Raw genomic sequence first — 23,015 nt, 5'->3', positions numbered from 1 at the left:
CCAAGGGTGTGGCCTGCCAGCGGGGGCAGACAGTGGTCGTGGGTGCAAACCGCACTCGCCTCACTGGCACATACCACGTAACGGCCAGGAGGATTGGAGTCCTGGAGCGCACGTTGCGAAACCGTAGTAGCCGCATCGAGGTGCGAGCTTGCGTTATTGGAGCCTCGACGCGTTCTTCATCGCTGCACGCTTGAGCATTGCTCGCGGCTCGATGATGACGCGACAGGGTTAGCCAGACCGCAAGTCCTTATCAACGATGCAAAACCAGCCCAGCAGGCTGGCCGGAACCCAGATCGGGTTGTCCGCCCTCTAGGGGTGTCCTGTGTGCCAGAAATGGTGCTCAAGGCAGCAAGTTCGCTTTCACGTATCTCCATACGCGCACTTCCCCCAAATCAGAGACACCAGGAGCAGTTATGGCCGGCTGGAAATCTTCACTGGCATCTGTGCTCAAGGAGCACAACGGTATCAAGGCATCAGATGGGACAGTCGCCAGTCACGAGACGCAGCACAAGCGCGCAACCGTCCTCTACCAGGCGTTCACAGACCTGAGAGAGATGGGCTACAAGCTGGGCGATGTCAGGCAGCTCAAAGGCCGCCATGTAGAAGCACTGACCAAGCACTGGCTGAGCAAGGGGCTTTCCTCCTCGACTCTGCAGAATCGCCTTTCCACCCTGAGGACATTTGCCTCCTGGATTGGCAAGGAGGGCATGGTCGAGAGCGCTGAGCGCTATTTCCCGAATCATGAGGCCGCCAGAACGTCGATTAACACCCAGGACAAGGGTTGGGAGGCAAACGGCGTGAGCGTTACGAAAAAGCTCGATGACCTACGCTCCCTGGATGAACGTGTCGCGCTCCAGGTGGAGCTGCAGCTTCGGTTTGGTCTCCGGGTCAAGGAGTCGGTCATGCTGCGCCCTCATCTGGCGGACAAGGGCAGCTATCTGGCCGTCAGCATCGGCACAAAAGGCGGCAGGGATCGTACGGTGCCGATTGATACACCAGAACGACGAGAGCTGATTGACCGAGCTAAAACCTTTGCTGATCGCCGTACGGCAAGCACGGCCGATCCAAGCAAGTCGTTGAAACAGGCGCTTGGACACTACAGCCGAATTGTTGCCAAGGCAGGGCTGACCAAAGCTCAGCTTGGCGTGACTTCACATGGTCTGCGTCATGCGTTCGCCAACGAGCGCTATGCCCACTATTCGGGTAGTCGCTCCCCTGTTGAGGGAGGGAATCTCAGAGCCCAGAACTGGGAGCTGGATCGCTTTGCACGCCTAGCCGTTGTCGAAGAGCTGGGGCATTCCCGTGAGGACGTGTCCACGCATTACCTTGGGCGATGAGGATGGCTTCCCTTGGAAATTGGTTTTTCAAACTTAGGATGTCGAGGTGCGCTTATTTTGAATCCGAACACTGACCCCAGCTGGATCAGCAGTTGCTTGCTGTTCGTGATCGGCGCGCTCCTGATAGCGAATGCTTTACTGGTGCTACTGCTTATCGAAGGGAAAAAAGCGAGATCGCGGATCGAGGCCACGCTGGAGGCCAGTGTGGCTCGACAAAAGGCCCTGATTCGGGAGCACCGTGATGAGGCAGAGGTAATCGAACAACAACATCTAGAGAAGCTGGCCGCGACAGAAAGAAACCATCGCTACGAGATGGACAATCTCCGGGGAATTCTCTCCATTGCTGATCAGGATCGTGATGAGGCTCTGAGCGCTGTGTCTAGAGCCCAAGCGCGCAGCAAGTCCATGCAGAGCAGGATCGATCAGCTAAACGTATTGATGGAATCTTGGGCGGTCGGCACCGATGAAACAGCTGTAGCGGTGAGACATGCCCTCCGGGCAGAACGCACCACCGCAGTGAATTAGACCCGATCAGCATGCGACTAAAGCCGCTAGATGTTCGCAGCCAGACGGCTAGCGATTAAATATGATTAAAAACAGATTACTGGCTCTAGCAAAAATCCCTGCACAGCAGATTCCTTCTGGGCTGCAGGCCGATATCAATGCCTCATGTTTGGAGTGCAGGAACGGTATCTACAGGGGTGCTGGAACGGTATCTCCGGAGTGCTGGAACGGTAGTCGGGGGGGCTAGAACGGCATCACGGGGGGGCTGGAACGGTATCAGCGCTTACTGGTCAGGTGCCGCCGCTGAGATGGGCTAGGAGTGGTTTTGACTCGTACCAGGCTCCCCTCTATTGAATAGCTAAAAGGCTGCCCTGCTGCGTCGCGTGCTTCTTCCACAGAGTCCAGTGCCCGGCGCAAGTCTTTTTTGAAGTCAGATAAGGAGGTTGCTCGGCTTCCACATAGCCGATGTAAAGTTTCGATCCTCATATCGTATGGTCTTGCGTGCGACGCATAGAAGCCATGCAGCCATTGCGCAAGCGGTCGTCCATGCAGCTCTTGCCGGACAGCCCAATCTACATCAGTGAACTGGTCAGCAAGAAACAGGACGCGGAGATTGGGGTTCAATCGAATGACATAAGTCCGCGTCTCATGATCACGGTAGACCTCGTGAATCAGGCTGCCCTCATACGAATGCTCGCCTACTCGAACTTGTAAGGCGGTCGCGCTCATCCTGCTGAGGTGCCGATCTAAGATCGCTCGGTTCTTTCCTGTATCGGTTTTGCCAAGTTCTTTTAACAGTCGGTAGGCGGTTACCCGACACTCTGATCCTAGTTCTTGCGTTCGAGCCAAGTGCAGTACAGTTTCCCAGACATCCAAATCACCCTGATCAAGTAGGGCTCCAGTATAAATTATGCTGATTCCGCCGAGAGCGTTAATCTTTACTCGTTCAAAGTATGGGCGGTATCCCTTACTGACTGCTCCAAACAGTGCTGAACGAAGAGCAACGTTCGGGGTGCGCCGAACTGAGTCTGGCCAGTTCGGCAGTAAGCTACGAAAATTCTCGACCTCAATCTCTTGTGATTTAGTGCGAGAGCGCTTTTGGTTTTCTTCTAGTCTGTCAAAAATGCGACTAGGGAGTGGCATATTTGCAGGCATCGTTAACGAACGGATGCGCTGATTTTTTCTGCTACCCAGGCATGCACCTGCTCGGCAGGCCATGCCACAGAGTTCGCGCCGAGCGAAATACCCGTAGGGAACTCGCCCGCCCGAATCATTCGATAGATTTGAGATTTGCTCAGCCCCACCAGTGCACAGACACTGGGAAGGCGAAGCAGCAGGGGGGAGACAGGTTGACTAGCCATCTGGACGGCGCTCCTTGGGACCGGATTAGATGGCTAGGGATTCAATGACACCTCAAGCGAGGAGTCATGGGAATTCCCGAATTCTCATGGGTTTTCCCGAGTTTTTTGCTATGAGATTTCAATCGTTATCATTGGATTTGGGGCGCATATATCTTCTCAGCGTTTTAGGGTCGCAGCGCATTTCGACGCCAGCATCCTTTGCTAGCAAAATAATGTGGTTGTACCGATCAAAATTAATTCGCGGCGGATTGTTGAGGAGAGCGACACCGCGTTTGATGTCTCGGAGACGGTCTTTGTCTTGTTTCGTGAGTGGTGCCTCTGAGTGAGCCTTATCAACCGCTTTAATCAAATCAAGTAATCCATTTGTGATTCTGCTAACGGTTGCTAGCTCATTCTCTTTAAGTGTCGGTTCTTTGTTTTTCTTGCTGGCTCGTTTGCTTGTGCCCCCGCTCAATATATAGGGTGGGGGTTGAGTACCTGCATCCAAGATCCAATTGCCAAGAGCGATTCTAGATAAGTATATAAAATTTATCGGGATGTTTTTGCCTGTGGAATCGCTTTCGCAATATGAGCGAATTGAATAATTGTCATGGTTGGATAGCGGGTCGCTGAAAAGGTTTAAATATTCTAATAGCCCTTCAAAAAAAAGCTTGTAAGTCCTGATTGATCGTTGTGGTCCGTCAGGTCGACCGACCCAAAATATATTGCTGGGAAGAGCAACTTTCCCCTGGCGCACGCTGTACTCTAAGAATAATTCATTAAACAGCTCATGCAGAATGTGTGCAGCTTCCTGATCATCTATTTCGTAGTAACCAGCGCACTCCTTCACCAGATCAGATATACGAATTACATCATCATTCATACAGCGTGCTCCCGTCTGTCGGCGGAAAATACGGTGCTGTTGCAAGGCAAAGCATCCAAATGATCGGCATACCACTGAAGCATTTCTCGCCGTCCCTCCAGATACTGGGCATGATTGTAGGTGCCGCGAATACTGTTCTTGTCCACATGCGCCAACTGGGTTTCTACCCACTCGCTGGGATAGCCCTGCTCGTGCAGAGTGGTGGACATCGTGTGACGGAATCCATGACCTGTGGCGCGCCCGTCGTAGCCAGAGCGCTTCAGTAGTTGGTTGATGGCGGCCTCGCTCATTGGCTTTGCTGGATCGATACGGCCAGGAAACGCGAGCGTGTAGCCACCAGTGATGCTTTCCAGCTCACGCAGTGCTGCCACCGCCTGCTTGGAGAGTGGGATCAGGTGAGCGCGGCGCATCTTCATGCGCTCAGCGGGAATCAGCCAGAGCGCTTTATCGAGGTCAAACTCCGACCAAGGAGCCCCCCTCAGTTCAGCCGTTCGTACCCCCGTAAGAATCAAAAGGCGAGTGGCAACCTTGACGGTGTCGTTACCTGGGCAGGCCTGGATGGAGCGCAACAGCTCCGGAAGCTCTGTAATGGGCAAGAAGGGATAGTGTTTTGAGGTAGGCGTCTGTAATGCGCCACCAATATCCGCTATTGGGTTGTACTCAGCTCGGCCAGTAGCGATTGCATATCGGTACACCTCTTGGCAGCGCTGGCGCGTCTTGCGTAGGACCTCAAGCGCTCCCCGTGCCTCGATCCTGCGGAAGACTTGCAGCCATTGCATTGGCTTGATGGTGGCGAGGGGCAGGCTTCCCACTTGGGGGAAGATGTCACGCTCGAAGGCTTCCAAAACGTCGCTGGAGTATCCCGCCGACCATCGAGGTGCTTTGTGCTGATGCCATTCCAGCGCCAGTGCCTTGAAGGTATTAGCTCGGGCTATTGCCGCCTGCGCTCTCTTGGTCTCACGTTCAAGCCCTGGATGTTTGCCTTGTGCTACGAGTTGGCGTGCCTCAGAGGCCAGCTGGCGGGCTTGTGCCAGTGTCACCTTGTCGAAGGTGCCCAGGGAAATGTGGGACTGCTTACCGTCCAGGCGGAAGCGGAATCGCCAGGATTTTCCTCCAGCGGCACGAATCCACAGAAATAATCCGCCTCCATCGGCAAGGCCGTAATCCTTGTCGCGTGGCGCGGCGTTCTTCACCTGCAGGACGGTCAGTGGCATCAGTCGAGTACCCAAAGATTATTGAACCAATCAAAGGTACTTGTGTGGGTACTCAAATGGCAAGCGCTTGGATGGCACTTGATGGCACTGCATGAAACAAAAAGCCCGCACTAGGCGGGCTTTTTGGGGTGTTCACGACACTGCTTGGCACTGCATGAAACGTTTTGATGGTGCCGGCACCAGGAGTCGAACCCGGGACCTACTGATTACAAGAAAACCCTTTTCGGGTTGCTGGTCAGGCACTTAGGTGCGGGCTTGTTACGTAAGCGCAGCGCTAGCGGCCGGATTCCTTGCGGAGCCCGGCGCGCTTGTTACGCAGGTTTCGTGGGATCAGAGAGCGGAGGGGGCGACCTTCGGGACGCTCAGGTCGTAGATGTCGAGCATGGACTCGTCGCGGTGGCCGCTGGCTTCCTGCTTGTCGGCCCGGGTACCAGGGGTGTCGGTGATGCCGCGGCGCTTGAGGTCGTGCAGGCCGAAGCGCTGCTCCGCCGTGATGACGCCGGCCGCGATCGCGTTACGCATGAAGCGGTTCCAGGCGGTGTCCAGGCCGGACTTGCCCAGCGGCCCGCCGTGGTCGGCGGTGATGATGAAGCGCTTCTCCGGGAGGACTGGCACCGCTGTGCCCCGGGCTTTCCACACCTGGGCGCGTCGCGCCTTCGCGGCATCCCAGGCGGCGCGCAGGCGCGGCGTCCAGGTGACCACGTTGTCGCGGCTGCCCTTGCGCCGGTTGGTGAGGATGCCCTCGGGCAGCTCGTTGGCGTCGGTGAGGGTGACGACCTCGATGCCGCGCAGCCGGCACAGGTAGGCAAGCTCCATGACGTAGCTCAGGTGTGGCGGCACCGCATCTTTCTGCCCGCGTTTCAGCTGGCCCAGCTCGCGGGCGCGGTCGATCAGGCGTTGCATCACTTCGAGCGACGGCAGGCGGCGCTGCTTGCGCTCTACCGGCGCCTCGATGCCCATGGCGGGGTTGCTGTCCAGATAGCCGCGGTTACGGCCCCACTGCATCACCAGCCGCAGGTACCGCAGCGCGTGTGCCGCCTTCGACGGCGTGCCCTCGTCGGCGATCCGATCGATGAGCCGCTGGATCAGAGCAGGGGTGAACTTGCGCACGGCCAGCTCGCCGAGGGGCTTGCCGAGCTTGGTGGGGATGTTGACCAGGACGTCGCGCGACCAGCTGTAGCTCTCCTGGGTCTTGGGAGCCAGCCGCTTGAACTTGGCGCTGTCGTGGTACTCGCGGCACAGGAAGTTGAGGCTTTCCCGGTCGACGCCGTTGCGCACTTCCATGATGCGGTGCAGCTCGCCGAGCGTGGCTGTGCTGTTGGCGATGTTCTGCCGGCGCTGCCGGCCGGCTTCGTCGCGGTGCAGGGTGTACCAGCTGCCTTTGCCGCGGTGATCAAAGAAAACGGCCGCTGGGATAGCGGCCTGATCAATGTGCGGTGGGATGTGGGGGTTGTGCTTCCTCGATCGCCTCATAGGATATCGACGCCGTACTGCTCCTGGTTGCCGGCTTTCAGCCCGCCGGCCTGGTTGATCAGATCCACGGTGGTCCACGGCCCAGTGCGGCCGCGGAACAGGCGGATGCCCTGCTCGTGCAGGGCCCGCTCCACGTCGGCCCGGCGGGCGTAGCCGGTGATGCGCTTGAGGTCGTCGAAGGTCAACACGCTGGAGGCTTCGCTCATGGGCGGGCCTCCAGTTTACTGCTGCTGGCCGGTGGCCATCGCCGAGAATTGGGGCTCCGGCCTTCTCGCCTCGGTCCGCTAGCCATGCCGCCCTCCCAGCCACTCGCTACGGCAAGCCCATTGCCGGCGCATCTCCTCGATCAGCTTTGCGGCGCCGGCGGCGCCTCGATGTTTGGCGATCAGCGCGGTGAGTTCGGTGATGCGCTCTGCCGTGGTGTAGCCCTTGCGAAGCCAAGTTCTGGCCTCGCATTCCAGCCTGATCTGGCTGCTGTCTTGCTCAGGCATTTGCCACCTCCTCCAGCGGCAGCCCCCTTGAGTGCAGCGCGTTCATGCAAGCCGGGTTCAGCCACAGACATTCGGTGCGGGTATCGCCGCCCCGGCCGGCACTGATGCGAGCCGAGGTGGTGTTCATCGCCCAGCCCTCGAGGCGCTCGGCATATAGGTCGCTGGGGTAGCCGCTCAGCACGACCATGCCCTGCAGCGTGCTCAGCATGTCGAGCAGCTCGGCGTGCTGTCCGTTGTCCAGTTCGTGCCGGTAGTAACGCCCCTTCTGCGCGCCCCGCACGCGGGTGTCGTGCATATAGGGCGGGTCTACATAGTGCAGCGCCTGCGGTGAGTCGTGCGCGAGCATGATGTCGATCGCCGGGCGGTTCTCGATCAGCACGCCTGCAAGGCGCTGGCCGAAGGTGGCCAGCTGTTCAGGGTAGCGCGCCCACAGTTGCTGCGCGGTGCCGTACTGGCGGTAGCAGTCGATGCGGAAGCCCGTGGTTCCCTTGCTGGCTCCGGCAGAGCCGAAGCCCATCTGGGCGCGGATGATGGTGCGTCGCGCGCGCTCTACCGGCTCGTCTGTGAAGATCCAGGACTGCTCGAACTCTTCTCGAGCATAGGGCGTCAGCACCAGGAGCTCTGTCAACGCTTCGCGCATGCTGCTGTTCTGCAGTACGCGGAACAGGTTGACGATGTCGCCGTCGAGGTCGTTGTAGACCTCGCCATGACTGCGCGGCTTCTGCATCAGTACGCCGGCGGCGCCGCCGAAAGGCTCGACGTATACCAGGTGTGGCGGAAAGTGCTCGATCACCCAGGGTGCCAGGCGAAACTTGCCGCCGTGGTAGCGGATGACGGGCGCCGTGATGGTCATGCCGTCACCTCCTTCGACTGCGCTTCCCCAGGATGCACGAACAACTCCACTCCATCGCGCAGCAGATCCCGCTGGGTCTCGCGCAGCAGCGCCGGATCTAGGCCCAGCTTGCGGGCCATGGCTTCGGCGGCCTGCCAGGCGCTGATGGTATTGCTGGCGGTACGTTTCTCGCCGCGCACGGTGGCCACGTAGGTGCCGGTGGTGAAACGGGTGCGGATTTCAACGGGCATAACGGCGGCCTCCCTGGGCTTTCTTGGCGGTGAGGTTGCCCATGTAGCTGGCCCACTCTTCCTGCTTGCGCTGCTGGCGGATGCGGCTGCAGGCAGCATGCTTGCGGGTGGAGCGGGCCTTGTTGCAGATGTCGCAGATGCTGGGCAGGTCCAGCCGGTGGCTGGACATGGTCGGGCGTGCCCGGGTAGTGCTAGCCTTCGCTCCGCTGGCTTCCTGGGGGTTCACTTGCATGGTGCTTCTCCTTGGGGTCGGTCTGGCCCTGGTGAGTTGCCGCTCACCGGGGCCTTCTTGTTTCTGGGGGGTGGGTTACCGAACGCGGATCTTCTTGCCGTCCTGGAGGACGTACAGATTCACGTCCTCGAGGCGGTACTGCCCGCCGACGCCTCCTTTCACCGAGTAGCCGTCCGTGTCGAACACGATGCGCACCTTGAACGGGTAGCCGTAGCCCTGGGTGCGGCACCACTCGGCCTGGTGGGCGTACTTGCTGGACTTCTTGATCTCGGCGTAGAGCTGCTGGCCTTCCTTGCGGCCGTGCGGACCATGCGCGGCCTCGAATGCCTCCCATGCGCGCTGGGTCAGGGCATCAGCAAATGCGTTGTCCTGGTCGTTGCGCTCGACCGGCCAGCCCTTCTCCTTGGCCAGATCCTCGAAGGTGAACAGCAGGTCGAGGTCTCGAAGCTTTTCGCTCACTTGCATGGTGCTGTTCCTCAGTTCGCCACAACGGCGTGGATGGTCAGTTCGGACGGCAGCCGCCGCTGCAGGGCTGTCAGGCGATCGATCTGCTCCTCGCTGCACTCGTCGATGCAGATGACCCTGGCGCCGCGGCCGATGCGGTGGCGCACGAGCAGCTCCAGGTCGGCAAGGTCGTAGGCGTTGCCGTGGATGATCTGGTGCTCGTCCTGCCCGGCCTCGCGGGCTTTCTGCCGCAGGCGGATGGTCTTGCCGGTCATCGGGGCGCCGCGTTCTACGTTCAGTTGCATGGTGCTTCTCCTTGGTAAGGCCCAGGCGTTGCCGCGCCTGGGCGTTGGGGTTAGCGGGCCGCCAGGGCCAGCAGGTTGGGGGCGAGGTAGCCGGCCGCGAGCAGTACCGCCAGGGTCACGCCGCTGCCCAGCAGGGTGAGCAGGGTTTCGCGGCGGCTGGGGCTGTAGAGGTCGTCGTTGTCGTTCATTGGCATGGTGCTTCTCCTTGGGTTGGTACCGGCGTTGCCGCGCCGGCGGGTTAAACGAGCTGGAACAGCCAGCAACGGACGGTCTTGGCGTTGTTCAGCCCGTCGGTGGCGATGTTCGAGTTGATCGGTTTGTTGGTCTCGATGAACTTCGGCGACTTGCTGGTCTTGAGCAGGCGCTTGAGCTCGCTGAGGTTCGGGAGCTGCTGCCGCTTGTTGGCCGCCATCTCGACGAACTCGTTGAGGTTGATGGCGAAGAAGGCCGACTTGCGGGAGTGGTTCAGCCGGCCGCCGGGTTCGTTCAGAGGGCCGTTGAGGAACTCGACCATGTCCCAGAATTCGCGCACGAGCGGGTGGTCAGCGTTGATGGCCTGCTGCCGCTCCTGTGCCATGCGCTCCACCTCGGCGTGCACCTGGGCCGCGCGCTCATCGCTGAGCGGCACGACCAGCTGCAGGGCGTCCACCAGGCTGCGCAGCTGGGCGTGGTTCTTGGCGATCCGCACGGTGCGGATGCCCGGCAGGGCCAGCAGCTGCTGCTCGTAGCCGGAGGTGCGTTCGTCCAGGAGCTTCATCACCTGCGCCTCGGGCTTCAGCGCCTTGACCATGAAGCCGCTGAGCTGCTCGACCGGCATGCGCTCCAGGCGCTCGGCGTGGAGCTTGGTTTCCGGGGTCTGGTGCTCGCGGGTCAGGTGCACATGGCCCAGGCGCTGGAGGATCGGCTCGGAGGCGTTGACGGCGTTGTTCTGCGCGATCAGCAGGGCACCGCGGAACGGCGGTTCGCGGGTGTCGTTGCCGTTGTTCTTCACACCGGTGGAGCGAACGCTGCGGCCGTTGTAGGCGGTCTTGAGTTCGTCCCAGTCGAAGTGTTTAACCGGCGCGCCTTCCTTCTGCTCGCGCTCGGACTCGATCAGCACCACCGGCAGGTTGCCCACCTGGGCGAAGTTGCGCGCGCGGCTGGCCGGGGTCGCCTTGGACGGGTCGAAGCCTTCGTATTCGGTGCGGCCGGTGAGTTTCCAGAGCAGCTCCACCAGCGTGGTCTTGCCCGCGCCGGCCTCGCCGATCAGCTCCAGGAACAGGTAGGACTTGTGCAGCTGGCGGATCTGCTCGGCGTACAGCGCGCCCAGCCACCAGGCCAGCACCACCGCGCCGCGCACGCCAAAGCAGCGCCAGAACAGGTCGAACCACGCTTCGTCGTAGTCGGCCAGGTTGGCGTTGATGTGCAGCACCGGTGACAGGCTCTGCGACTTGATGCTCAGGGAGCCGACGTCGAAGAAATCTTCCTCGTTGAGCTTGTGCACCTTGCCGCCGGCGATCGCCAGATCGTTGAACACATAGACGCCGTGCTCGCGGGTGTAGCCGATCCAGTCGATGGTGTTGACGGTCTTGAGGCTGTCGAGCTGGTAGCCAAGCATGCGCTCCAGCTGCTGCGGCGTGCCGGTGAACATGGCCCCGTTGCAGACGTTGAGCAGGCGCTTCTTGAACTCCGGCGCCGAGGCGATCTGCGCCGCGGTAAAGGTGCTCTTGATGGTGGGCGCTTCGGGCCGCTCGACGCGGAAGTAGTACCAGGCCTCGTCGGTCACCTCGTTGCGCATGTAATACAGCGCGTCGAAGTAGCAGTTGGCGATGCGCACCACGGCGGCGCTCTGGCGCAAGGCCTTGTCCCGGCGCTGCTTGTCGTTGAGCAGCTGGTCGTCATGGTGCTCGGAGCCGTCAAGCTCGCGGGCGGTGCGCTCGTACTTCTCCATGTCCAGGTTGAACCAGTACAGGCGCGAGCGGTAGGTGAAGTGGAATTCCTTGCGCTCGTCCCATTCGTACATGAGCAGGCCCTTTTCCTCGGCCGACTCGGCCAGCAGCAGGGCGCCCTGGTGGCGGGCCTCGGCCAAGTCCAGCTCGATGCGCTTGGCGCGCTCCTCGTCGCCGTCGATGAAGGCCCAGCGCTGGTGCAGGTCGTTCCAGTCGACCTTCTTGGCGCCGCGCTGCGGGATGACAGCCGCCTCGCACTTGAAGCCCAGGGCGCGGGCCTCCTTCGCCCAGCGGCGCATGTTGGCCTTGGCGACCGGCTCGTTATCCAGCGCCCAGACCAGGCGCGGCAGGCGCTTGTCCGCTTCGTGGCATGCGTTCTTGAGCGCCTTGAGCGATTGCTCGGGCAGCGGCGCGCTGCTCATCATCGAGACGGCAGGGACGTCGTGGTGCAGCAGTGCAATGGCGTCGAAGATGCCCTCGACGATGTACAGCTCCTCGACCTCGACCAGGTTGAGCGACGGCGGGCACCACCAGACGCCCTTGTAGCTTTCGCCCGGTTTGAAGCGGGCCTTCTGCTTGCCGAAGCGCTCCGGCCGGTCGATCAGCCGTTCCCAGTAGCCGCCCTTTTCCAGCGGGAAGCGCACGGTGGCGCTGCCGGCGTTGATGTCGCGGCTCCAGTAGTTCTCCTGGCTGTACCAGCCGGCGATCAGCTCCAGGCGAAAGCCGCGGGCGAACTGCAGGTAGGCGCTGGCGGTGGCCATCGGGTCCTGGGCGGTCGCTGGGGCGGTCTTGCTCCAGTCGTTGAACAGATCGTCGTACAGCTCTTTCACGTGGACGCGGTGGCCACACTTCTCCGGACGTCCGCAGATCAGCATCCAAGGCGAGTCGTGGAAGGTGTAGAGGGTTTTCTTGCCGCAGTTGTGCGCCGGGCATTTGCCCTTGCGCATGTAGTTGGTGCCGCCCATGTGCTGGAGGCCGAAGTCGCGCTCGATGCGGCGCAGCACCTCGGCCCGTAGGGTTTCTTTCATCTGCATGGTGTGGCTGGCCTTACTGGTTGGCGCCGAGGGCGGCTTTCAGCGCCCCGATGGTGCGTTTGTGGCCGGCGAGGGCCGGGTAGTCATCGAGGATGCGGCGGCTGCGCAGGAACTCCGGCACGGTGCGGTAGCGATCGTCGTACCAGTGCTCGGTCAGGCCACGGCGCAGCTCGCAGCGCAGGCTGCTGAGCAGGGCCTCGGCTACGGGCTTGGGCATGTCCAGCTGGATGGCAATGGCTTGTTGCATGGCGGCAACCTCGAATTTCGGGTGCAACTTCCCCAAACCCGCTGGCAGGCGGGTCTGGGTAACGGTGATTCAGGGGGTAGTGGTCAGTGCGCGGCTGCTGCAGCCGGCAGTGCCGCGGGTGGCTGCAGGCGCAGCGGCAGATAGCGGGTGGGGATGAAGGCCCGTTCCCCGGTGCGTACCAGCACCAGGCACAGCCGGGTCTCATCACCGAGGCCGCGATCGATACCCACGCGGGAGGAGAGTTCGGTCATCGCCAGATGGACCAGCCGCGGCGCCATGAACGCAGGCACGTCCAGGCCTTGAACCAAATAGCGGCACGCGCGGTCGTACAGGCGCTCATCGTCGGCAAGGTGCTCATCCTGATGGCGCAGGAGGTAGGCCTTGGCGGCGGCCTGCATGCTGCTGCGGTAATCCTTGGCAGAGGGTTCGCGGTTCATGCGTGTGCTTCCTTGAGTGGCTGATCGAACAGATCGGGTTGATCGGATGCAGGCCGGCTGTCACGCAACGCCTGCATTTTCGCCACGGATGGCGCAATCGGCAGCACCACCCTCGGCTTGTCCATGCCCGAGGTATTGATCTGGTAGTCCCAGCTCATCGAGCCCGTGAGCACCAAGCCGCAGGCCAGATTCATGCACTGGCCATAGATGGTGCGGAATGTCGGTGTTTGCCCCTCGGAGTTGCGAATGCGCATCCGCTCTCCGCACGCTGGGCATACCAGCTTGTAAACGCTCAAATCCCTTCCCCCTCGGCCGTGGCAGCGGCCGTACAGCACTTATTTTTTGTCGTTGCAGGTATGCAGAACGATGACTGCTGCTATCTCCGCGTGGCGGGCGGAGACGTAGCGGCGGTGGGCATCGAGGATGGCGTTGGCTTCGCCTTCGTCGATCGCTCCGTCCTCCAGGGCCTTGGCGATGATCAGGTCCACCCGGCCGCGGCGCTTCGCGGTATCCACGGCGCGGTGGTAGAGCTCCATGTTGTCCAACTCTTCGGCAGCCGGCAGCGGGACGAACACACCGCCGTATTGAGCAGCGATGTACGCGGGCAGGTAGGCCGTGCCGATCTGCTGTTCGAGCAGCAGGATCTGCTCGTCAGTCAGCGGGCGGTGGCCGGCGCTCTCATAGGCGTGGTTGTCGAACTTCTTGATTTCCAGGCCCAGGCGGGCCGCGGCGCAGTCACGGCCGCCGGGGTAAGCGGCGATGATGGCGCTGACCACCTTGCGCCGACTGTCGAGGATCGCGTGCTTCATCTTCTCGTTTCTCGCCTTGGGGTTTGCCATTACTTTGGAATCACTGCGAAGTCAGTCTTGCGGCGCCCGTAACGCGGCGCGTCGCCGGCTACTACGCCTTCCTTGATGCCGAGCAGTACGGCGGCGCGGTGGGCTTCACCGCGCAGGCACTTCTTCTGCCCGTTGAGCACGGCGTAAACCGTGGACGGGGTGATGTCGTTCTGTTCGGCCCATTCCTTGGCGGTCAGGCCGAGCTTGCTGAGGCGTTCACGCGCAGCGTTGCGCGCTTGCTCGCTGGGGTATCCGTTCGGCATAGTTCAAATTCGTGTGATTTCGTGTGATGTGAAGCGGATATTGGTTCAGTTATTTGAACCTGTCAATGCTTGAGGTTCAAAAATATGACCATTGGCGAGCGGCTGAAGGAAGAACGGTCGCGCCTGAAACTCAGCCAAACCGATCTCGGTGCGATCGGCGGCGTGGGCAAGACGACGCAGATCAACTACGAAAAGGAAGCGGGTAGCCCGGACGGCAGGTACTTGGCCGCGGTGGCGGCAGCCGGCGTTGACGTGCTGTACGTGATCACTGGAGAACGCAAGCCGCAGCCTGCTGACAGCATCAGCGCGCGAGAAGCGAAGCTGCTGGGCTTCTTCCGTCAGTTGCCCGAGGGCGAGCAGGCCAACCTGGTGCGCACAGCCTCTGCCTTGGCTGCCACTCTCGAGCACTAGCGAGGCGCTGCTATGCCACTGCACCTGGATGACGATCCCGAGTTCGGCGCCCGCCTGCAGGAAGAGCGCGAGCGCCTCGGCCTTGCGGTTCATGAGCTCGGCCACCTGGCCGGCAAGCCCGTAAATATCCAGAAGCGCTACGAGAAGGGCACCTCCACCATTCCCATCCGCTACCTGCAGGCCCTCGCCCTGCGCACCGACATTGACCTGCTGTATGTGATCAAGGGAAAGCGGAGCGCGCCTGGTGACTGAAGCCGAACTCTTCCAGCACTACGAGAAGCTCTACTTCCATGAGCAGCAGCGGAAGGAGCAGATATTCAGCCGGTTGAGCATCCCCTTGGCCGTGATGGTGGCCTTGGTGGGCTTCTACGCAGTGATCATTGCCACGGACTACAAGAAGCTGGAAGGGTGCGCGGCTTTTGCCTTCGGCTTCTGTGCGGCCTGTTCTGCGGAGTTATCGATCATCGGCGCCTACTTCTTCACGGATGCCCTGCTCGGAAAGATGGACCAAGCGCTATCGACCCCGAACAGTCTGGAGGCCTGGCGCCGCGATCTGCAGGCATATTACGCGGGAGAGACGGATGCCGACCGGCTCGTTGCCGACTCCATCCGAAGCGCTCTGTATGCCGATTACATGAACTGTGCGTCCCTGACGACAGTGAACAACGACCGCAAGTCATCGAGCCTGTACTACTGCAATATGGCGCTGATCTTTTCCTCTGCCACCGCTCTGGTGGCCTATGCTGTCGCCAAGTTCCCCAGCCTATAGGAGACGAAATGAGCCAGAAGCCGCCACCACCACCTCCGCCGCCAACGCGCAACGTGCGGGGTGATGTTCGTCCGCCACCACCACCACCACCTCCTCCGGCCCCGCCGATCAGTCGGAAGCCATGAAACGAAGCCCGACCCTGCGTCGGGCTTTTTGTGCTTTTGCTGTGGGCGAAGGTCGCAATTCAGGCGAGCCGGGCGAACCTACCGTTATGGTCAACACTTACTGCCATTAACGGAGTATGCAGATGAGTTGCGAGGTAGCTGTTGCGGTTGCGTCAGAGGTCAACGGGGCGAGCGTGCCCGAGTCTGTGGCGCTGACGGCCGAGGAATGGATGATTGTCCGGTTCTACCGTGGCCTTGATGAGCATGACCAAGCCTGGATGCGGCGGATGCTCTCTGCCCTGGCGGTGCGACCGAAACCTGACTGACATGAGAAGGCCCCTTTACGGGGCCTTTTGCGCTTCCTGCAACCGCTTCCACTCCCGATCGACTGCCCGCTGGGCATTGGCCTTGCTCGCGTAGAGGTGCGTCAGGCGCTTGGGCTTGGTCTGGTCGCCGGCGGTGAGTTTCTTCTGCTCGCCCGTTTTCTCCTCGCGGTACCAGGCGACGACGCCGGTGTAGTCGCCGTCGTGGTCGGCCAGTAGATCCACGTCATCGCCATCGGGCAGCTTGGATTCCAGCTCCAGGCTGGTGGTGTAGCTGTCCGGCGTGAAGCTGTGGCGCAGGTTGCCGCCCAGCCAGACGATGGCCGAGATCTCGGCCTTGATGCCGAGCAGGCTGTAGGTCTGGTCGGGGGTTAGCTCCGGGCGCCCCTTGGCCAGCATGTAGCTGAGCGTGGCGGTACCGCGCTGCAGGCGGCCCCACTCGGCGCGGGCCGCGCGCAGGGCGCTAGCCTGGTCGGTGTAGCTGTGGCGCAGCTCTTTGAGGTTGTCGCCGCCGCCGGCGATGGCCTCCTTCTTCTCCGCGCTGTTGATCTCGTAGTAGTACGCCTTGACGCCGGTGTAGCTGTCGCGGTCGGCCTGCAGGAAGCGGTGCTGGTCGCCGTCGGCCCGGGTGAGGGTGACGTGCGGCAGGCTCAGGCCGCTGGCGGTGGTGCTCTTGCCGGCCGGCATGAACAGCAGGCGCCCGGCCTTCACGGTGCTGATGGCGTCGTGTTGCAGGCCCAGGCGGCTGAGCAGGTTGGCGTCGCTCTCGTTGGCCTGGTCCAAGTGCAGCAGCTCGATGGCCGCCAGGATCGGGCTGACGATGGGGGCGAGGCCATGGGCGGAGGCGATCGAGGCGATGATCGCGCCCAGGGTGGCACCGTCCCAGCTGCGTTCGCGCTTGACCTTGAGGCCGCCGCGCAGGTCCGCGCTGCGGGCGCGGATGCTGAGCACGTCCGGCGCGCCGCTGTGTTCGGTCTCGTCGACGGTGTAGCTGCCCTTGTCGACCAGGCCGGTATCGCTCCAGCCCAGCCAGAGGCGCACGGTGGCGCCCCGGGGCGGGATGGCCAGCAGGCCGTCGTGGTCGCTGAGGGTGATGTCGAGCTGGTCGGCCTCCATGCCGCGGTTGTCGGTCAGCTCGATGCTGACCAGGCGCTGCTCGATGTCGAGGGTGATGTCGCGACCGTTGACCACCACGCGGCAGATCGGCTTGGGATAGGACGTCGCCTCGCGGTAGCGGTTGGCCGCGTCACCGAGCAGCGCGCCGGCTTGGCTGAGCAGGCTCACAGCAACCCCCGCAGGATGCCGCCGACGCTGCCGGTGAGGCTGCCCAGCAGATCGACGCGGCCGTCGTCGATGCGGCCCAGCTTGAGGTTGAACTCGATGCGGCGCGCGGCACCGTCACGGAAGAACAGCGTGCGCGTCTCGCTGAGCGATTCGATCACCCACAGACCGAAGATCCGGCCGTCGCCTTGCACCAGGGGCCAGGCCTTGCCGGTGTCGGCCATCATGCGCAGGGTGTCGAGGCTGAGCGGGCTGCCAACCAGGCCGGGCAGCAGCACGCCGGGCAGGGTGATGCTGTCCTCGCCGCGCCCGAGGTACTGGCGCGCCGGGTTGGTACCGATGCGGCTGGTGGAACCGTGGCGCCAGTCCGTCTGCCGTTGGAACTCCTGATAGGCCAGGGTCTCCAGGCTGAACACGAACATGCCGAGGGCCATCATCATGGGGTGTTACTCCTGGTCGCCAAAGGCCGAGCGCACGCGGGCAGCCTTGCCGCGCTCGCGCTCGTCCAGCAGCTGGTTGAACATCTGGCGCAGGCCTGCGGTGTCGGTACCGGGCGCCGCGTGGATGGTGATCTGGTAGGTGTCGCCCTGGACGACCATGGGCGCGCTGCTCGCCGCGGCGGATAGCGGAGGGCGGTTGTCCATGGCCATTGCCGGGCCGCTCATGCCGAAGCTGACGGCCCCGGCTGCTGCCAGTTGCTTGGCCATGGCGGTGACCGCGCCCAGCGGGCCGCCCTGGCCACCCACCAGCCCCTGCTCCAGGCCCTGCATGGTGAAGCCGCCCAGCTCGGCGAACACGCGCGACGGCGAGTGGATGCCGAGCTTCTCCTTGAACCAGCCAACGGTGCTGTCGCCAACGCCGCTGATCGCGGCCTTGACGGCGCCGAGCTTGTTCTTGATGCCGTTGACCAGCCCGTCCAGGAGCATGCCGCCGAAGTCGGAGAACTTGGCTGGCAGCTCAACGCCGAAGTAGCCCATCAGGCCGGCGAAGGCCCGGTAGAACAGCCCCTGCGGGGAGAAGTTGAGGATCAGCGTGGCGATGCCGGTGAGGCCGCCAGCGAAGCCCTGCTTGATCTCCGCCCACAGGCCCAGGAAGAACGCCTTGACCGGCTCCCAGTTGCGATAGATCAGGTAGGCCGAGGCCGCGATGGCGGTCACCGCCAGGCCGATGGGGTTCATCATCAGCGCGCGACCGATGAACAGGATCGCCTTGCCCACCATTGGCAGCACGGCCTTGCCCAGGTTGAGCAGAACGGTACCCAGGCTCGCGCCCTTGATGCCGAACAGCGTCAGCGCATAGCGCGCCATGGCGAACGGGCCGAGGAAGCTGGCCAGGCCCAGGGTGACGGCGCCGAACCCAGCGGCCAGCGCTGCCACGCCGGCCACTGTCTTGATGATCTGCCCGGCGAGTTCCGGGTTGGCCTTGACCCAGTCGGTCACGCGGCCGATCACGCTGTTGAAGCTCTCGAACAGCTCCACCAGCGTGGGGCGCAGGGTCTCGCCCAGGGTGGCCGAGAGGTTGAAGGCCCGGTTCTTGGCCATGTCCATGCGCGCCGATATCAATTCCGCGCGGATGTCCGCTTCGCGTTGCATGGAGCCCGAGCCGGCGGTGGAGTTGGCCATGTCCAGCTGACGGCGGTACTCGCCGATGTTCTGGGCCAGCTTGGCGGCGTCGTCGCCGAACTCCTTGCCGAACAGCTGCGTCGTGACGCCGAGCTGCTCGGCCTTGGGCAGCTTGTTGATGGCGTCCAGGACCTGCTGCAGCGTGCCCGTCGCGTTCTCCGCCATACCGCTCTGCAGCGCCTCGGCCTCGAGCCCGAGCGCCTTGAGCCCGGCCTGGAAGCGCTTGGGCTGCTGTGTGGCGATCGCCAGCTCGCGGATCATCGCGTTGGTGGCGGTGCCGGCCACCTCGGCGGTGGCGCCCAGGGTGAGAAAGGTCGAGCCCAGGGCGGCGGCGTCCTTGTAGCTCATGCCCACCGAGGCGGTGACGCCCGCGGTGCGTTGCAGCACCTCGATGATGTCCGCCCCCTTCGACTTGGCGTTGTCGTCCAGGTAGTTGATGGCGTCGCCCAGCTGGCTGACGTTCTGGATCGGGATCTTGTACAGGTCGGCGATGCGCGCGAGGTTCTCGCCGATCTGGTCGGCCGGCAGCTCGAACGCGGTGGCGGCATTGGCGGCCACCTCGGCGAACGCCAGCAGGTTGTCCTTGCCGGACACGCCCATGCGCGCCGCGCCTTCCACCAGGGCGGCGATTTCGGTGGTGGCCATGGGGATGCGCTCGGCCATGGCCTTGATGGCGTCTGCCATCTCGAAGTAGGTGCTGGTGAGCTGCCCGTTGCCGTCGCGGGCGCCTTCCACCTGCTTGGCCACGCCCGCCATGGCGTCCTCGAAGCCCATGTAGCTCTGCACGGTGCTGAGCACCGGCACGCCCATGGCGGCCCCTGCCGCGGCGGAGCCTGCACCGGCGCCGGCCATGCTGCCGGCGAGCTGCTGGGTCTTGTCGTACTGAGCCCGGGCCATCGCGAGCTGCTTGGTCTGCGCGGTCAGGCGCTGCATGCGCCGGCCCTGCTCGGTGATGGTCTGGTTGGTCTGTTCGATGCGTTGGCGCAGGTCGCGCTCGTGCTGGCTCAGGTTGCGCGTGCTGATGCCGGCGGCGCCGAGCTTGTTGCGCAGGCCTTGGAGCTGCACCTGCTGCTCCTGGTGCTGCCGCTTGAGGGCGGTGGCTTCGCGGATGGCGCCCTTGAGGTCGCGGGTCATCTGCCGGGTGGGCACGCCAGTGGCAGCCAGGTCCCTGCCGAGGGCCTTCACACGCTCGCGGGCCGCCTGCAGGGCGGTTTCGGTCTGCTCGCTCGCCGCGCGCAGGGTGCGCCAGCTGCTGACGTCGCGCTGCTGCGCTTGCAGGGTCTTGAGCTGGTCGCGGGAGTCCTTGAGGGCGCGGCCGAGGCCGACGCTCCCCTGGGTGATGGCGCGGATCGGCCGGGTGGCTCGGTCAATGGCCTGGAGGATCACCTCCATCTTCAAGTCATTGGCCATGCTTCAGCTCCCAGCGTGTTCTGGCCCGCTCGCGCCATTCGATCAGATCAGAAAGGGCCAGCGGGTCCATGTCCGCCGGCGCCCAGTGAAAGACCACGGCCAGGTCGGCCATGGCGTCTTCTACGCAACGAGGGCAGCTTCCTTCGCCGATTTCTGCAGCAAAAAACCGGACACCGCGACACCGCAGGCCATCAGGTCGGCCGGGTCCATGGCGCCGATCTCGTGATCGGTCAGGCTGGGGGTGCTGATGCGCGGCAGCACCTTGCGCAGCGCGAGGACGTCCATCTGCACCAGATCGACCAGGGTGACGCCGCGCAGCTCGCCGCTCATGGGCTTGCGCAGGGTGATGCTGTCGTGGGTGGTCTCGCCGCGCTTGATGGGGGTGTCGAGCGGGATGACGGTCTCATTGGGGTTCTTGGCCTTTTCGGCGGTGGTCTCGGTGGTTTCCATGGGGTTGCTCCTTGGGTGCGTTGGGGCCGCCAGCAGCGGCGCTGCTGACGGATTGCGGAAAGGGGGGCGCTGGCTGTGCACGGCTTAGATGCCGAGGGCCCTGCGGTGCTCGGCGAGCAGGTCGACGCCGTTGACGGTGTAGACAAAGTTGAGCAGGTCGATCTCGACCAGGACTTCGCCGTCGACGCTGAGCTTGTAGTAGGTCAGGACGGTGGTGATCTTGTGCTCGGTGTCTTCGCCTGGCTCGGCGTCGCCGAAGTCGATCTCCTCATGCCGCCCGCGGGCGACGATTTCCACGGCGCTGACTTCGCCGGTGTCGTCACGCTGCACCGATCCGGTGAAGCGCAGCTGTACGCCGTCGACCCTGGTGGCGCCGAACTGGCGCACGGCGATCAGGTCCCAGCCGCCTAGCGTCCACTCCAGCTGCAGGCCGTCGTCGCTGTGGCCGAGGTCGACCTTGACCGGGCCATCCATGCCGCCGCCCCGGTAGGCCTCCAGCTTGCGGCCGAGAACCGGCAGGGTGAGGGACTTGGCAATGCCGAGGTAGCTGTTGCCGTCGTTGAACAGGTTGAGGTGCTTGAGCTTCTTGGGCAGGGCCATGGTCGGGCTCTCCTACGGCGCGGCCTGGGCCGCGCAGGTAAATGGGGGTCAGGCGTTGACGGCGGCGGCGAACTGGACCAGGTGGCGGTCGGTGATGCGCTGGCGCAGCAGCAGGTTTTCCAGGGGCGGTACCGGGGTGTAGTCGTAGTCCAGGTAGAGCTTGCCGGCCTTGAGGGTGTCCTTGTCGTTGGCGGCCTCGTCGTACCAGCACTCGAAGCCGAGCAGGTAGCCCAGGCGGACCAACTCGCGGCCCTTGGCGTTGATGCCTTCGACGATGTCGCGCACCAGGGAGGGGTGCATGGGCTTGTCCACCGCCCAGAAGTGCGCCTCGGCCATGGTGTCCGCGAGGACCTGCGCCGAGCGGGTGTAGTTCTCGAAGGCGAACAGCGGGTCAGCCGAGCAGGTGCGCGAGCCCCAGAAGCGGAAGCCGTCACGGCGGATCAGCGTGGTGACCTCGTCGGCGTTGAGCAGGCCGGCGTCGGTGGCGGGGTTCTGCAGGTCGAAGTAGATGTCCTTGCTCAGGCCCGACACGCCGTTGACCGGCACGTTGGAGAGGGTCTTGTGCCAGCCGACCTGCTCATCCAGCTTGGCGCGCAGGCCCAGGGCGCGAGCGATGGCGCTGGCCGGTGCGTTGGCGTTCGCCACGGTGTCCCAGGAGACGAAGTCCGGCCAGATGAGCATCAGCTCACGCGCACCGAAACCGGCGCGGTAGGCGATAGCATCGCTGACGGTCTCGCAGCCGTAAGCGTTGGCGTAGGCGAAGCCGCGCAGCTTCTCGGCGATCGATACCAGCTCGGTGGTGACCGGCAGCGAATCGAGACCAGGCACGCCGAGGATGCGCGGCTTGACGCCGAGTTGGGCCTCAGCAGCCAGCAGTGCCTTCATGCCCTGGTATTCGCCAGTGGCGCTCACGCCGCCGATGATCTTGCTGACCTGGTCAGCTTCCTTCGCGGCATCGTCGACGCCTTCGCCATCAGCCACACGCACCACGACGGTGACGGGCGACGCCTGGTCGGCGATGGCGTCCAGGCTGCGCGCCAGGGTGCCCAGCTCGCCGGCGGAACCGGAGGCGGTGAGCACGTCGGTGAGCAGTACCGGCTTGTTGAGGGGGAACTTGACCGCATCGGCATCCGACGCGGTGCAGACCATGCCCACCACGGCGGTGGAAACGGTGCGAATGGGGCGGGTGCCTTCGTTGATTTCGAGGACGCGGACGCCGTGATGGTAATCGGTGGCCATGGGGTTGAGGCTCCTGGGCGAGTGCCGGATCAGTGAGCCTTGAGGGTGACGCGCGCGCGCAAGGGGCGCACGCGGCGGGCCGTGTAGCGGTGGGGGTTACAGCACGGACAAGAAAAAGCCCCGACTGGCGGGGCTGGTTCTGACCATTGCGAGGTGGTGCTCGGGATGGTCAGGCGTTGTTGCCGATCCCAGCCACGGCGGCCTCGATGGCGGCGATGGTTTCGGCGGCGATGTCTTCGGCCTGTTCCTGGTTGCCGGCGGCCATGGCGGCGCGGATGAGCTCCTTGGCTTGCAGGCGAGTGGTGCGCAGTTGCACCAAGGCAGCAGTGTATTGCGCGGCCTCGGCCAGGATGCTGTCGGCGGCCTGTTGGGCTGTGCGGCCGCTGATGGCCCATGCGGCGACCATGGGGGGCACGTCGCCCTGGTAGCCGGCGGCAGCGAACTGCTCGGCCTCGACGCGGGCGCGGTCGTACTCCACGGCGCGCAGGGGGTCACCGGCTACGGCACGGCGGGCACGGTCGGCGGCGGTGTCTACGCGCTTGCAGAGCAGCTCCAGGCTGGGCGGGGCGGGCTGTTGCAGGTAGGGCTGGCCTTGTTCGTCGCAGGCGATGTCGCGGCCCTTGGAGTTGCCCTCCAGCAGCTCCTGGTACTTCTCCTCGGTGATGGCCACGGCGGTGGCGGGGATGTCCGTGTGGAAGTCCGCGTCGTAGAAGCCGGCGGTGGCGGGGTCGTAGTACAGCTGCATGGTCGGC

The 23,015-nt window shown here is 63.4% G+C and carries 33 protein-coding genes; 6 read left to right on the top strand and 27 right to left on the bottom strand.

Going from position 1 to position 23,015, the window contains the following annotated elements; all coding sequences use genetic code 11:
• Window positions 1-413: 413 nt before the first annotated feature.
• Both NAO55_RS02105 and NAO55_RS02100 read left to right on the top strand, forming a co-directional pair.
• Window positions 414-1,337, top strand: coding sequence for a phage integrase N-terminal domain-containing protein (locus NAO55_RS02105; protein ID WP_102839352.1), 924 nt, complete (start codon window positions 414-416; stop codon window positions 1,335-1,337).
• Window positions 1,338-1,349: 12 nt separating this feature from the next.
• Window positions 1,350-1,862 carry a hypothetical protein gene (locus NAO55_RS02100; RefSeq protein WP_146030722.1) on the top strand — a complete coding sequence of 171 codons (513 nt, stop codon included), beginning with the start codon at window positions 1,350-1,352 and terminating at the stop codon, window positions 1,860-1,862.
• A gap of 255 nt (window positions 1,863-2,117) precedes the next feature.
• Here NAO55_RS02100 and trfA read toward each other — a convergent pair whose 3' ends face one another.
• The 19 genes from trfA to NAO55_RS02005 form a co-directional block, all read right to left on the bottom strand.
• Window positions 2,118-2,984: a plasmid replication initiator TrfA gene (trfA, locus tag NAO55_RS02095; protein WP_232244590.1), complete on the bottom strand. Its 867-nt coding sequence runs from the start codon at window positions 2,982-2,984 to the stop codon at window positions 2,118-2,120.
• A gap of 14 nt (window positions 2,985-2,998) precedes the next feature.
• A complete protein-coding gene (locus NAO55_RS02090; RefSeq protein ID WP_102839355.1) occupies window positions 2,999-3,202 on the bottom strand; it encodes a helix-turn-helix transcriptional regulator in 204 nt (67 codons plus the stop codon).
• A gap of 118 nt (window positions 3,203-3,320) precedes the next feature.
• Complete coding sequence (locus tag NAO55_RS02085; RefSeq protein WP_146030723.1) at window positions 3,321-4,064, bottom strand: hypothetical protein; 744 nt, start codon at window positions 4,062-4,064, stop codon at window positions 3,321-3,323.
• Complete coding sequence (locus tag NAO55_RS02080) at window positions 4,061-5,278, bottom strand: tyrosine-type recombinase/integrase (protein ID WP_102839356.1); 1,218 nt, start codon at window positions 5,276-5,278, stop codon at window positions 4,061-4,063. Before NAO55_RS02080 ends, NAO55_RS02085 begins: the two co-directional genes overlap by 4 nt.
• Window positions 5,279-5,608: 330 nt before the next feature.
• Window positions 5,609-6,751, bottom strand: a complete 1,143-nt coding sequence (locus NAO55_RS02075) for a site-specific integrase (RefSeq protein ID WP_102839357.1) — start codon at window positions 6,749-6,751, stop codon at window positions 5,609-5,611.
• Window positions 6,748-6,957 (bottom strand): DUF4224 domain-containing protein, encoded by a 210-nt coding sequence (locus NAO55_RS02070; protein ID WP_045158069.1) that lies wholly within the window; start codon window positions 6,955-6,957, stop codon window positions 6,748-6,750. Before NAO55_RS02070 ends, NAO55_RS02075 begins: the two co-directional genes overlap by 4 nt.
• Before the next feature lie 78 nt (window positions 6,958-7,035).
• A complete protein-coding gene (locus NAO55_RS02065) occupies window positions 7,036-7,242 on the bottom strand; it encodes a DUF7696 family protein (protein WP_102839358.1) in 207 nt (68 codons plus the stop codon).
• The gene (locus tag NAO55_RS02060) at window positions 7,235-8,095 is read right to left on the bottom strand and encodes a DNA adenine methylase (RefSeq protein WP_102839359.1); all 861 of its coding nucleotides are present in this window, start codon (window positions 8,093-8,095) and stop codon (window positions 7,235-7,237) included. Before NAO55_RS02060 ends, NAO55_RS02065 begins: the two co-directional genes overlap by 8 nt.
• A complete protein-coding gene (locus tag NAO55_RS02055) occupies window positions 8,092-8,325 on the bottom strand; it encodes a hypothetical protein (protein ID WP_102839360.1) in 234 nt (77 codons plus the stop codon). The genes NAO55_RS02060 and NAO55_RS02055 overlap by 4 nt, the downstream gene beginning before the upstream one ends.
• On the bottom strand, window positions 8,315-8,557 hold the full coding sequence (locus tag NAO55_RS02050; RefSeq protein ID WP_102839361.1) for a hypothetical protein: 243 nt from the start codon (window positions 8,555-8,557) through the stop codon (window positions 8,315-8,317). Before NAO55_RS02050 ends, NAO55_RS02055 begins: the two co-directional genes overlap by 11 nt.
• A 75-nt stretch (window positions 8,558-8,632) precedes the next feature.
• Window positions 8,633-9,022, bottom strand: a complete 390-nt coding sequence (locus NAO55_RS02045) for a hypothetical protein (RefSeq protein WP_102839362.1) — start codon at window positions 9,020-9,022, stop codon at window positions 8,633-8,635.
• An 11-nt stretch (window positions 9,023-9,033) separates the two neighbouring features.
• On the bottom strand, window positions 9,034-9,306 hold the full coding sequence (locus tag NAO55_RS02040) for a hypothetical protein (RefSeq protein ID WP_102839363.1): 273 nt from the start codon (window positions 9,304-9,306) through the stop codon (window positions 9,034-9,036).
• Window positions 9,307-9,356: 50 nt separating this feature from the next.
• The gene (locus tag NAO55_RS02035) at window positions 9,357-9,500 is read right to left on the bottom strand and encodes a hypothetical protein (protein ID WP_155397245.1); all 144 of its coding nucleotides are present in this window, start codon (window positions 9,498-9,500) and stop codon (window positions 9,357-9,359) included.
• 44 nt (window positions 9,501-9,544) lie between these two features.
• Window positions 9,545-12,262, bottom strand: coding sequence for a toprim domain-containing protein (locus NAO55_RS02030; protein ID WP_180981622.1), 2,718 nt, complete (start codon window positions 12,260-12,262; stop codon window positions 9,545-9,547).
• Window positions 12,263-12,281: 19 nt separating this feature from the next.
• Window positions 12,282-12,515 carry a hypothetical protein gene (locus NAO55_RS02025; protein WP_033996905.1) on the bottom strand — a complete coding sequence of 78 codons (234 nt, stop codon included), beginning with the start codon at window positions 12,513-12,515 and terminating at the stop codon, window positions 12,282-12,284.
• A gap of 83 nt (window positions 12,516-12,598) precedes the next feature.
• The gene (locus NAO55_RS02020) at window positions 12,599-12,952 is read right to left on the bottom strand and encodes a hypothetical protein (protein WP_102839365.1); all 354 of its coding nucleotides are present in this window, start codon (window positions 12,950-12,952) and stop codon (window positions 12,599-12,601) included.
• Complete coding sequence (locus NAO55_RS02015) at window positions 12,949-13,287, bottom strand: ogr/Delta-like zinc finger family protein (protein ID WP_369806271.1); 339 nt, start codon at window positions 13,285-13,287, stop codon at window positions 12,949-12,951. Before NAO55_RS02015 ends, NAO55_RS02020 begins: the two co-directional genes overlap by 4 nt.
• Window positions 13,288-13,761 (bottom strand): YmfL family putative regulatory protein, encoded by a 474-nt coding sequence (locus NAO55_RS02010; RefSeq protein ID WP_180981612.1) that lies wholly within the window; start codon window positions 13,759-13,761, stop codon window positions 13,288-13,290.
• 29 nt (window positions 13,762-13,790) lie between these two features.
• A complete protein-coding gene (locus NAO55_RS02005) occupies window positions 13,791-14,054 on the bottom strand; it encodes a DNA-binding protein (protein WP_102839366.1) in 264 nt (87 codons plus the stop codon).
• Between the two features lie 84 nt (window positions 14,055-14,138).
• On the opposite strand from NAO55_RS02005, the gene NAO55_RS02000 reads away from it, so the two are divergent.
• The 4 genes from NAO55_RS02000 (at window position 14,139) to NAO55_RS01985 (ending at window position 15,664) form a co-directional block, all read left to right on the top strand.
• A complete protein-coding gene (locus tag NAO55_RS02000; protein ID WP_102839367.1) occupies window positions 14,139-14,465 on the top strand; it encodes a transcriptional regulator in 327 nt (108 codons plus the stop codon).
• Window positions 14,466-14,477: 12 nt separating this feature from the next.
• The gene (locus tag NAO55_RS01995) at window positions 14,478-14,717 is read left to right on the top strand and encodes a helix-turn-helix domain-containing protein (RefSeq protein WP_102839368.1); all 240 of its coding nucleotides are present in this window, start codon (window positions 14,478-14,480) and stop codon (window positions 14,715-14,717) included.
• On the top strand, window positions 14,710-15,234 hold the full coding sequence (locus tag NAO55_RS01990) for a hypothetical protein (protein WP_102839369.1): 525 nt from the start codon (window positions 14,710-14,712) through the stop codon (window positions 15,232-15,234). Before NAO55_RS01995 ends, NAO55_RS01990 begins: the two co-directional genes overlap by 8 nt.
• Before the next feature lie 247 nt (window positions 15,235-15,481).
• Window positions 15,482-15,664 (top strand): hypothetical protein, encoded by a 183-nt coding sequence (locus NAO55_RS01985; RefSeq protein WP_102839370.1) that lies wholly within the window; start codon window positions 15,482-15,484, stop codon window positions 15,662-15,664.
• A 15-nt stretch (window positions 15,665-15,679) separates the two neighbouring features.
• Here NAO55_RS01985 and NAO55_RS01980 read toward each other — a convergent pair whose 3' ends face one another.
• The 8 genes from NAO55_RS01980 to NAO55_RS01945 all read right to left on the bottom strand — a co-directional run bounded on the left by NAO55_RS01980 (window position 15,680) and on the right by NAO55_RS01945 (window position 23,008).
• Window positions 15,680-16,945 (bottom strand): phage late control D family protein, encoded by a 1,266-nt coding sequence (locus tag NAO55_RS01980; protein ID WP_102839371.1) that lies wholly within the window; start codon window positions 16,943-16,945, stop codon window positions 15,680-15,682.
• Entirely contained in the window at window positions 16,942-17,382 is a 441-nt protein-coding gene (locus NAO55_RS01975; protein WP_033996919.1) for a phage tail protein, read from the bottom strand. The genes NAO55_RS01980 and NAO55_RS01975 overlap by 4 nt, the downstream gene beginning before the upstream one ends.
• A 6-nt stretch (window positions 17,383-17,388) precedes the next feature.
• A complete protein-coding gene (locus NAO55_RS01970; protein ID WP_102839372.1) occupies window positions 17,389-19,974 on the bottom strand; it encodes a phage tail tape measure protein in 2,586 nt (861 codons plus the stop codon).
• The gene (locus NAO55_RS01965) at window positions 19,964-20,086 is read right to left on the bottom strand and encodes a GpE family phage tail protein (RefSeq protein ID WP_045158054.1); all 123 of its coding nucleotides are present in this window, start codon (window positions 20,084-20,086) and stop codon (window positions 19,964-19,966) included. Before NAO55_RS01965 ends, NAO55_RS01970 begins: the two co-directional genes overlap by 11 nt.
• A gap of 8 nt (window positions 20,087-20,094) precedes the next feature.
• Entirely contained in the window at window positions 20,095-20,424 is a 330-nt protein-coding gene (locus NAO55_RS01960) for a phage tail assembly protein (protein ID WP_102839373.1), read from the bottom strand.
• 84 nt (window positions 20,425-20,508) lie between these two features.
• A complete protein-coding gene (locus NAO55_RS01955; RefSeq protein ID WP_102839374.1) occupies window positions 20,509-21,024 on the bottom strand; it encodes a phage major tail tube protein in 516 nt (171 codons plus the stop codon).
• Window positions 21,025-21,072: 48 nt separating this feature from the next.
• Entirely contained in the window at window positions 21,073-22,263 is a 1,191-nt protein-coding gene (locus NAO55_RS01950; RefSeq protein ID WP_102839375.1) for a phage tail sheath protein, read from the bottom strand.
• A gap of 169 nt (window positions 22,264-22,432) precedes the next feature.
• Window positions 22,433-23,008 carry a phage tail protein gene (locus NAO55_RS01945; protein ID WP_102839376.1) on the bottom strand — a complete coding sequence of 192 codons (576 nt, stop codon included), beginning with the start codon at window positions 23,006-23,008 and terminating at the stop codon, window positions 22,433-22,435.
• Window positions 23,009-23,015 lie beyond the last annotated feature (7 nt).

The sequence above is a fragment of the Stutzerimonas frequens genome (genome assembly GCF_024448335.1).
GTDB lineage: Bacteria > Pseudomonadota > Gammaproteobacteria > Pseudomonadales > Pseudomonadaceae > Stutzerimonas > Stutzerimonas frequens.
Note: the sequence above shows the minus strand (reverse complement) of the source record. Positions and strands in the feature narration are given on the sequence as shown.

Bases quoted from the DNA above. Each gene is read 5' to 3' on its own strand.
- NAO55_RS02065 (WP_102839358.1), bottom strand. From the start codon at position 7,242: ATGCCTGAGCAAGACAGCAGCCAGATCAGGCTGGAATGCGAGGCCAGA.
- NAO55_RS02070 (WP_045158069.1), bottom strand. From the start codon at position 6,957: ATGAGCGAAGCCTCCAGCGTGTTGACCTTCGACGACCTCAAGCGCATC.
- NAO55_RS02005 (WP_102839366.1), bottom strand. From the start codon at position 14,054: ATGCCGAACGGATACCCCAGCGAGCAAGCGCGCAACGCTGCGCGTGAA.
- NAO55_RS02010 (WP_180981612.1), bottom strand. From the start codon at position 13,761: ATGAAGCACGCGATCCTCGACAGTCGGCGCAAGGTGGTCAGCGCCATC.
- NAO55_RS01970 (WP_102839372.1), bottom strand. From the start codon at position 19,974: ATGGCCAATGACTTGAAGATGGAGGTGATCCTCCAGGCCATTGACCGA.
- trfA (WP_232244590.1), bottom strand. From the start codon at position 2,984: ATGCCACTCCCTAGTCGCATTTTTGACAGACTAGAAGAAAACCAAAAG.
- NAO55_RS01995 (WP_102839368.1), top strand. From the start codon at position 14,478: ATGCCACTGCACCTGGATGACGATCCCGAGTTCGGCGCCCGCCTGCAG.
- NAO55_RS02080 (WP_102839356.1), bottom strand. From the start codon at position 5,278: ATGCCACTGACCGTCCTGCAGGTGAAGAACGCCGCGCCACGCGACAAG.
- NAO55_RS02105 (WP_102839352.1), top strand. From the start codon at position 414: ATGGCCGGCTGGAAATCTTCACTGGCATCTGTGCTCAAGGAGCACAAC.
- NAO55_RS01955 (WP_102839374.1), bottom strand. From the start codon at position 21,024: ATGGCCCTGCCCAAGAAGCTCAAGCACCTCAACCTGTTCAACGACGGC.
- NAO55_RS02050 (WP_102839361.1), bottom strand. From the start codon at position 8,557: ATGCAAGTGAACCCCCAGGAAGCCAGCGGAGCGAAGGCTAGCACTACC.
- NAO55_RS02025 (WP_033996905.1), bottom strand. From the start codon at position 12,515: ATGCAACAAGCCATTGCCATCCAGCTGGACATGCCCAAGCCCGTAGCC.
- NAO55_RS02090 (WP_102839355.1), bottom strand. From the start codon at position 3,202: ATGGCTAGTCAACCTGTCTCCCCCCTGCTGCTTCGCCTTCCCAGTGTC.
- NAO55_RS02020 (WP_102839365.1), bottom strand. From the start codon at position 12,952: ATGAACCGCGAACCCTCTGCCAAGGATTACCGCAGCAGCATGCAGGCC.
- NAO55_RS01950 (WP_102839375.1), bottom strand. From the start codon at position 22,263: ATGGCCACCGATTACCATCACGGCGTCCGCGTCCTCGAAATCAACGAA.
- NAO55_RS01960 (WP_102839373.1), bottom strand. From the start codon at position 20,424: ATGGAAACCACCGAGACCACCGCCGAAAAGGCCAAGAACCCCAATGAG.
- NAO55_RS02035 (WP_155397245.1), bottom strand. From the start codon at position 9,500: ATGCCAATGAACGACAACGACGACCTCTACAGCCCCAGCCGCCGCGAA.
- NAO55_RS02045 (WP_102839362.1), bottom strand. From the start codon at position 9,022: ATGCAAGTGAGCGAAAAGCTTCGAGACCTCGACCTGCTGTTCACCTTC.
- NAO55_RS02055 (WP_102839360.1), bottom strand. From the start codon at position 8,325: ATGCCCGTTGAAATCCGCACCCGTTTCACCACCGGCACCTACGTGGCC.
- NAO55_RS02060 (WP_102839359.1), bottom strand. From the start codon at position 8,095: ATGACCATCACGGCGCCCGTCATCCGCTACCACGGCGGCAAGTTTCGC.
- NAO55_RS02040 (WP_102839363.1), bottom strand. From the start codon at position 9,306: ATGCAACTGAACGTAGAACGCGGCGCCCCGATGACCGGCAAGACCATC.
- NAO55_RS01985 (WP_102839370.1), top strand. From the start codon at position 15,482: ATGAGTTGCGAGGTAGCTGTTGCGGTTGCGTCAGAGGTCAACGGGGCG.
- NAO55_RS01945 (WP_102839376.1), bottom strand. From the start codon at position 23,008: ATGCAGCTGTACTACGACCCCGCCACCGCCGGCTTCTACGACGCGGAC.
- NAO55_RS02030 (WP_180981622.1), bottom strand. From the start codon at position 12,262: ATGAAAGAAACCCTACGGGCCGAGGTGCTGCGCCGCATCGAGCGCGAC.
- NAO55_RS01975 (WP_033996919.1), bottom strand. From the start codon at position 17,382: ATGATGATGGCCCTCGGCATGTTCGTGTTCAGCCTGGAGACCCTGGCC.
- NAO55_RS02000 (WP_102839367.1), top strand. From the start codon at position 14,139: ATGACCATTGGCGAGCGGCTGAAGGAAGAACGGTCGCGCCTGAAACTC.
- NAO55_RS02085 (WP_146030723.1), bottom strand. From the start codon at position 4,064: ATGAATGATGATGTAATTCGTATATCTGATCTGGTGAAGGAGTGCGCT.
- NAO55_RS02075 (WP_102839357.1), bottom strand. From the start codon at position 6,751: ATGAGGCGATCGAGGAAGCACAACCCCCACATCCCACCGCACATTGAT.
- NAO55_RS01965 (WP_045158054.1), bottom strand. From the start codon at position 20,086: ATGGCCGACCTGGCCGTGGTCTTTCACTGGGCGCCGGCGGACATGGAC.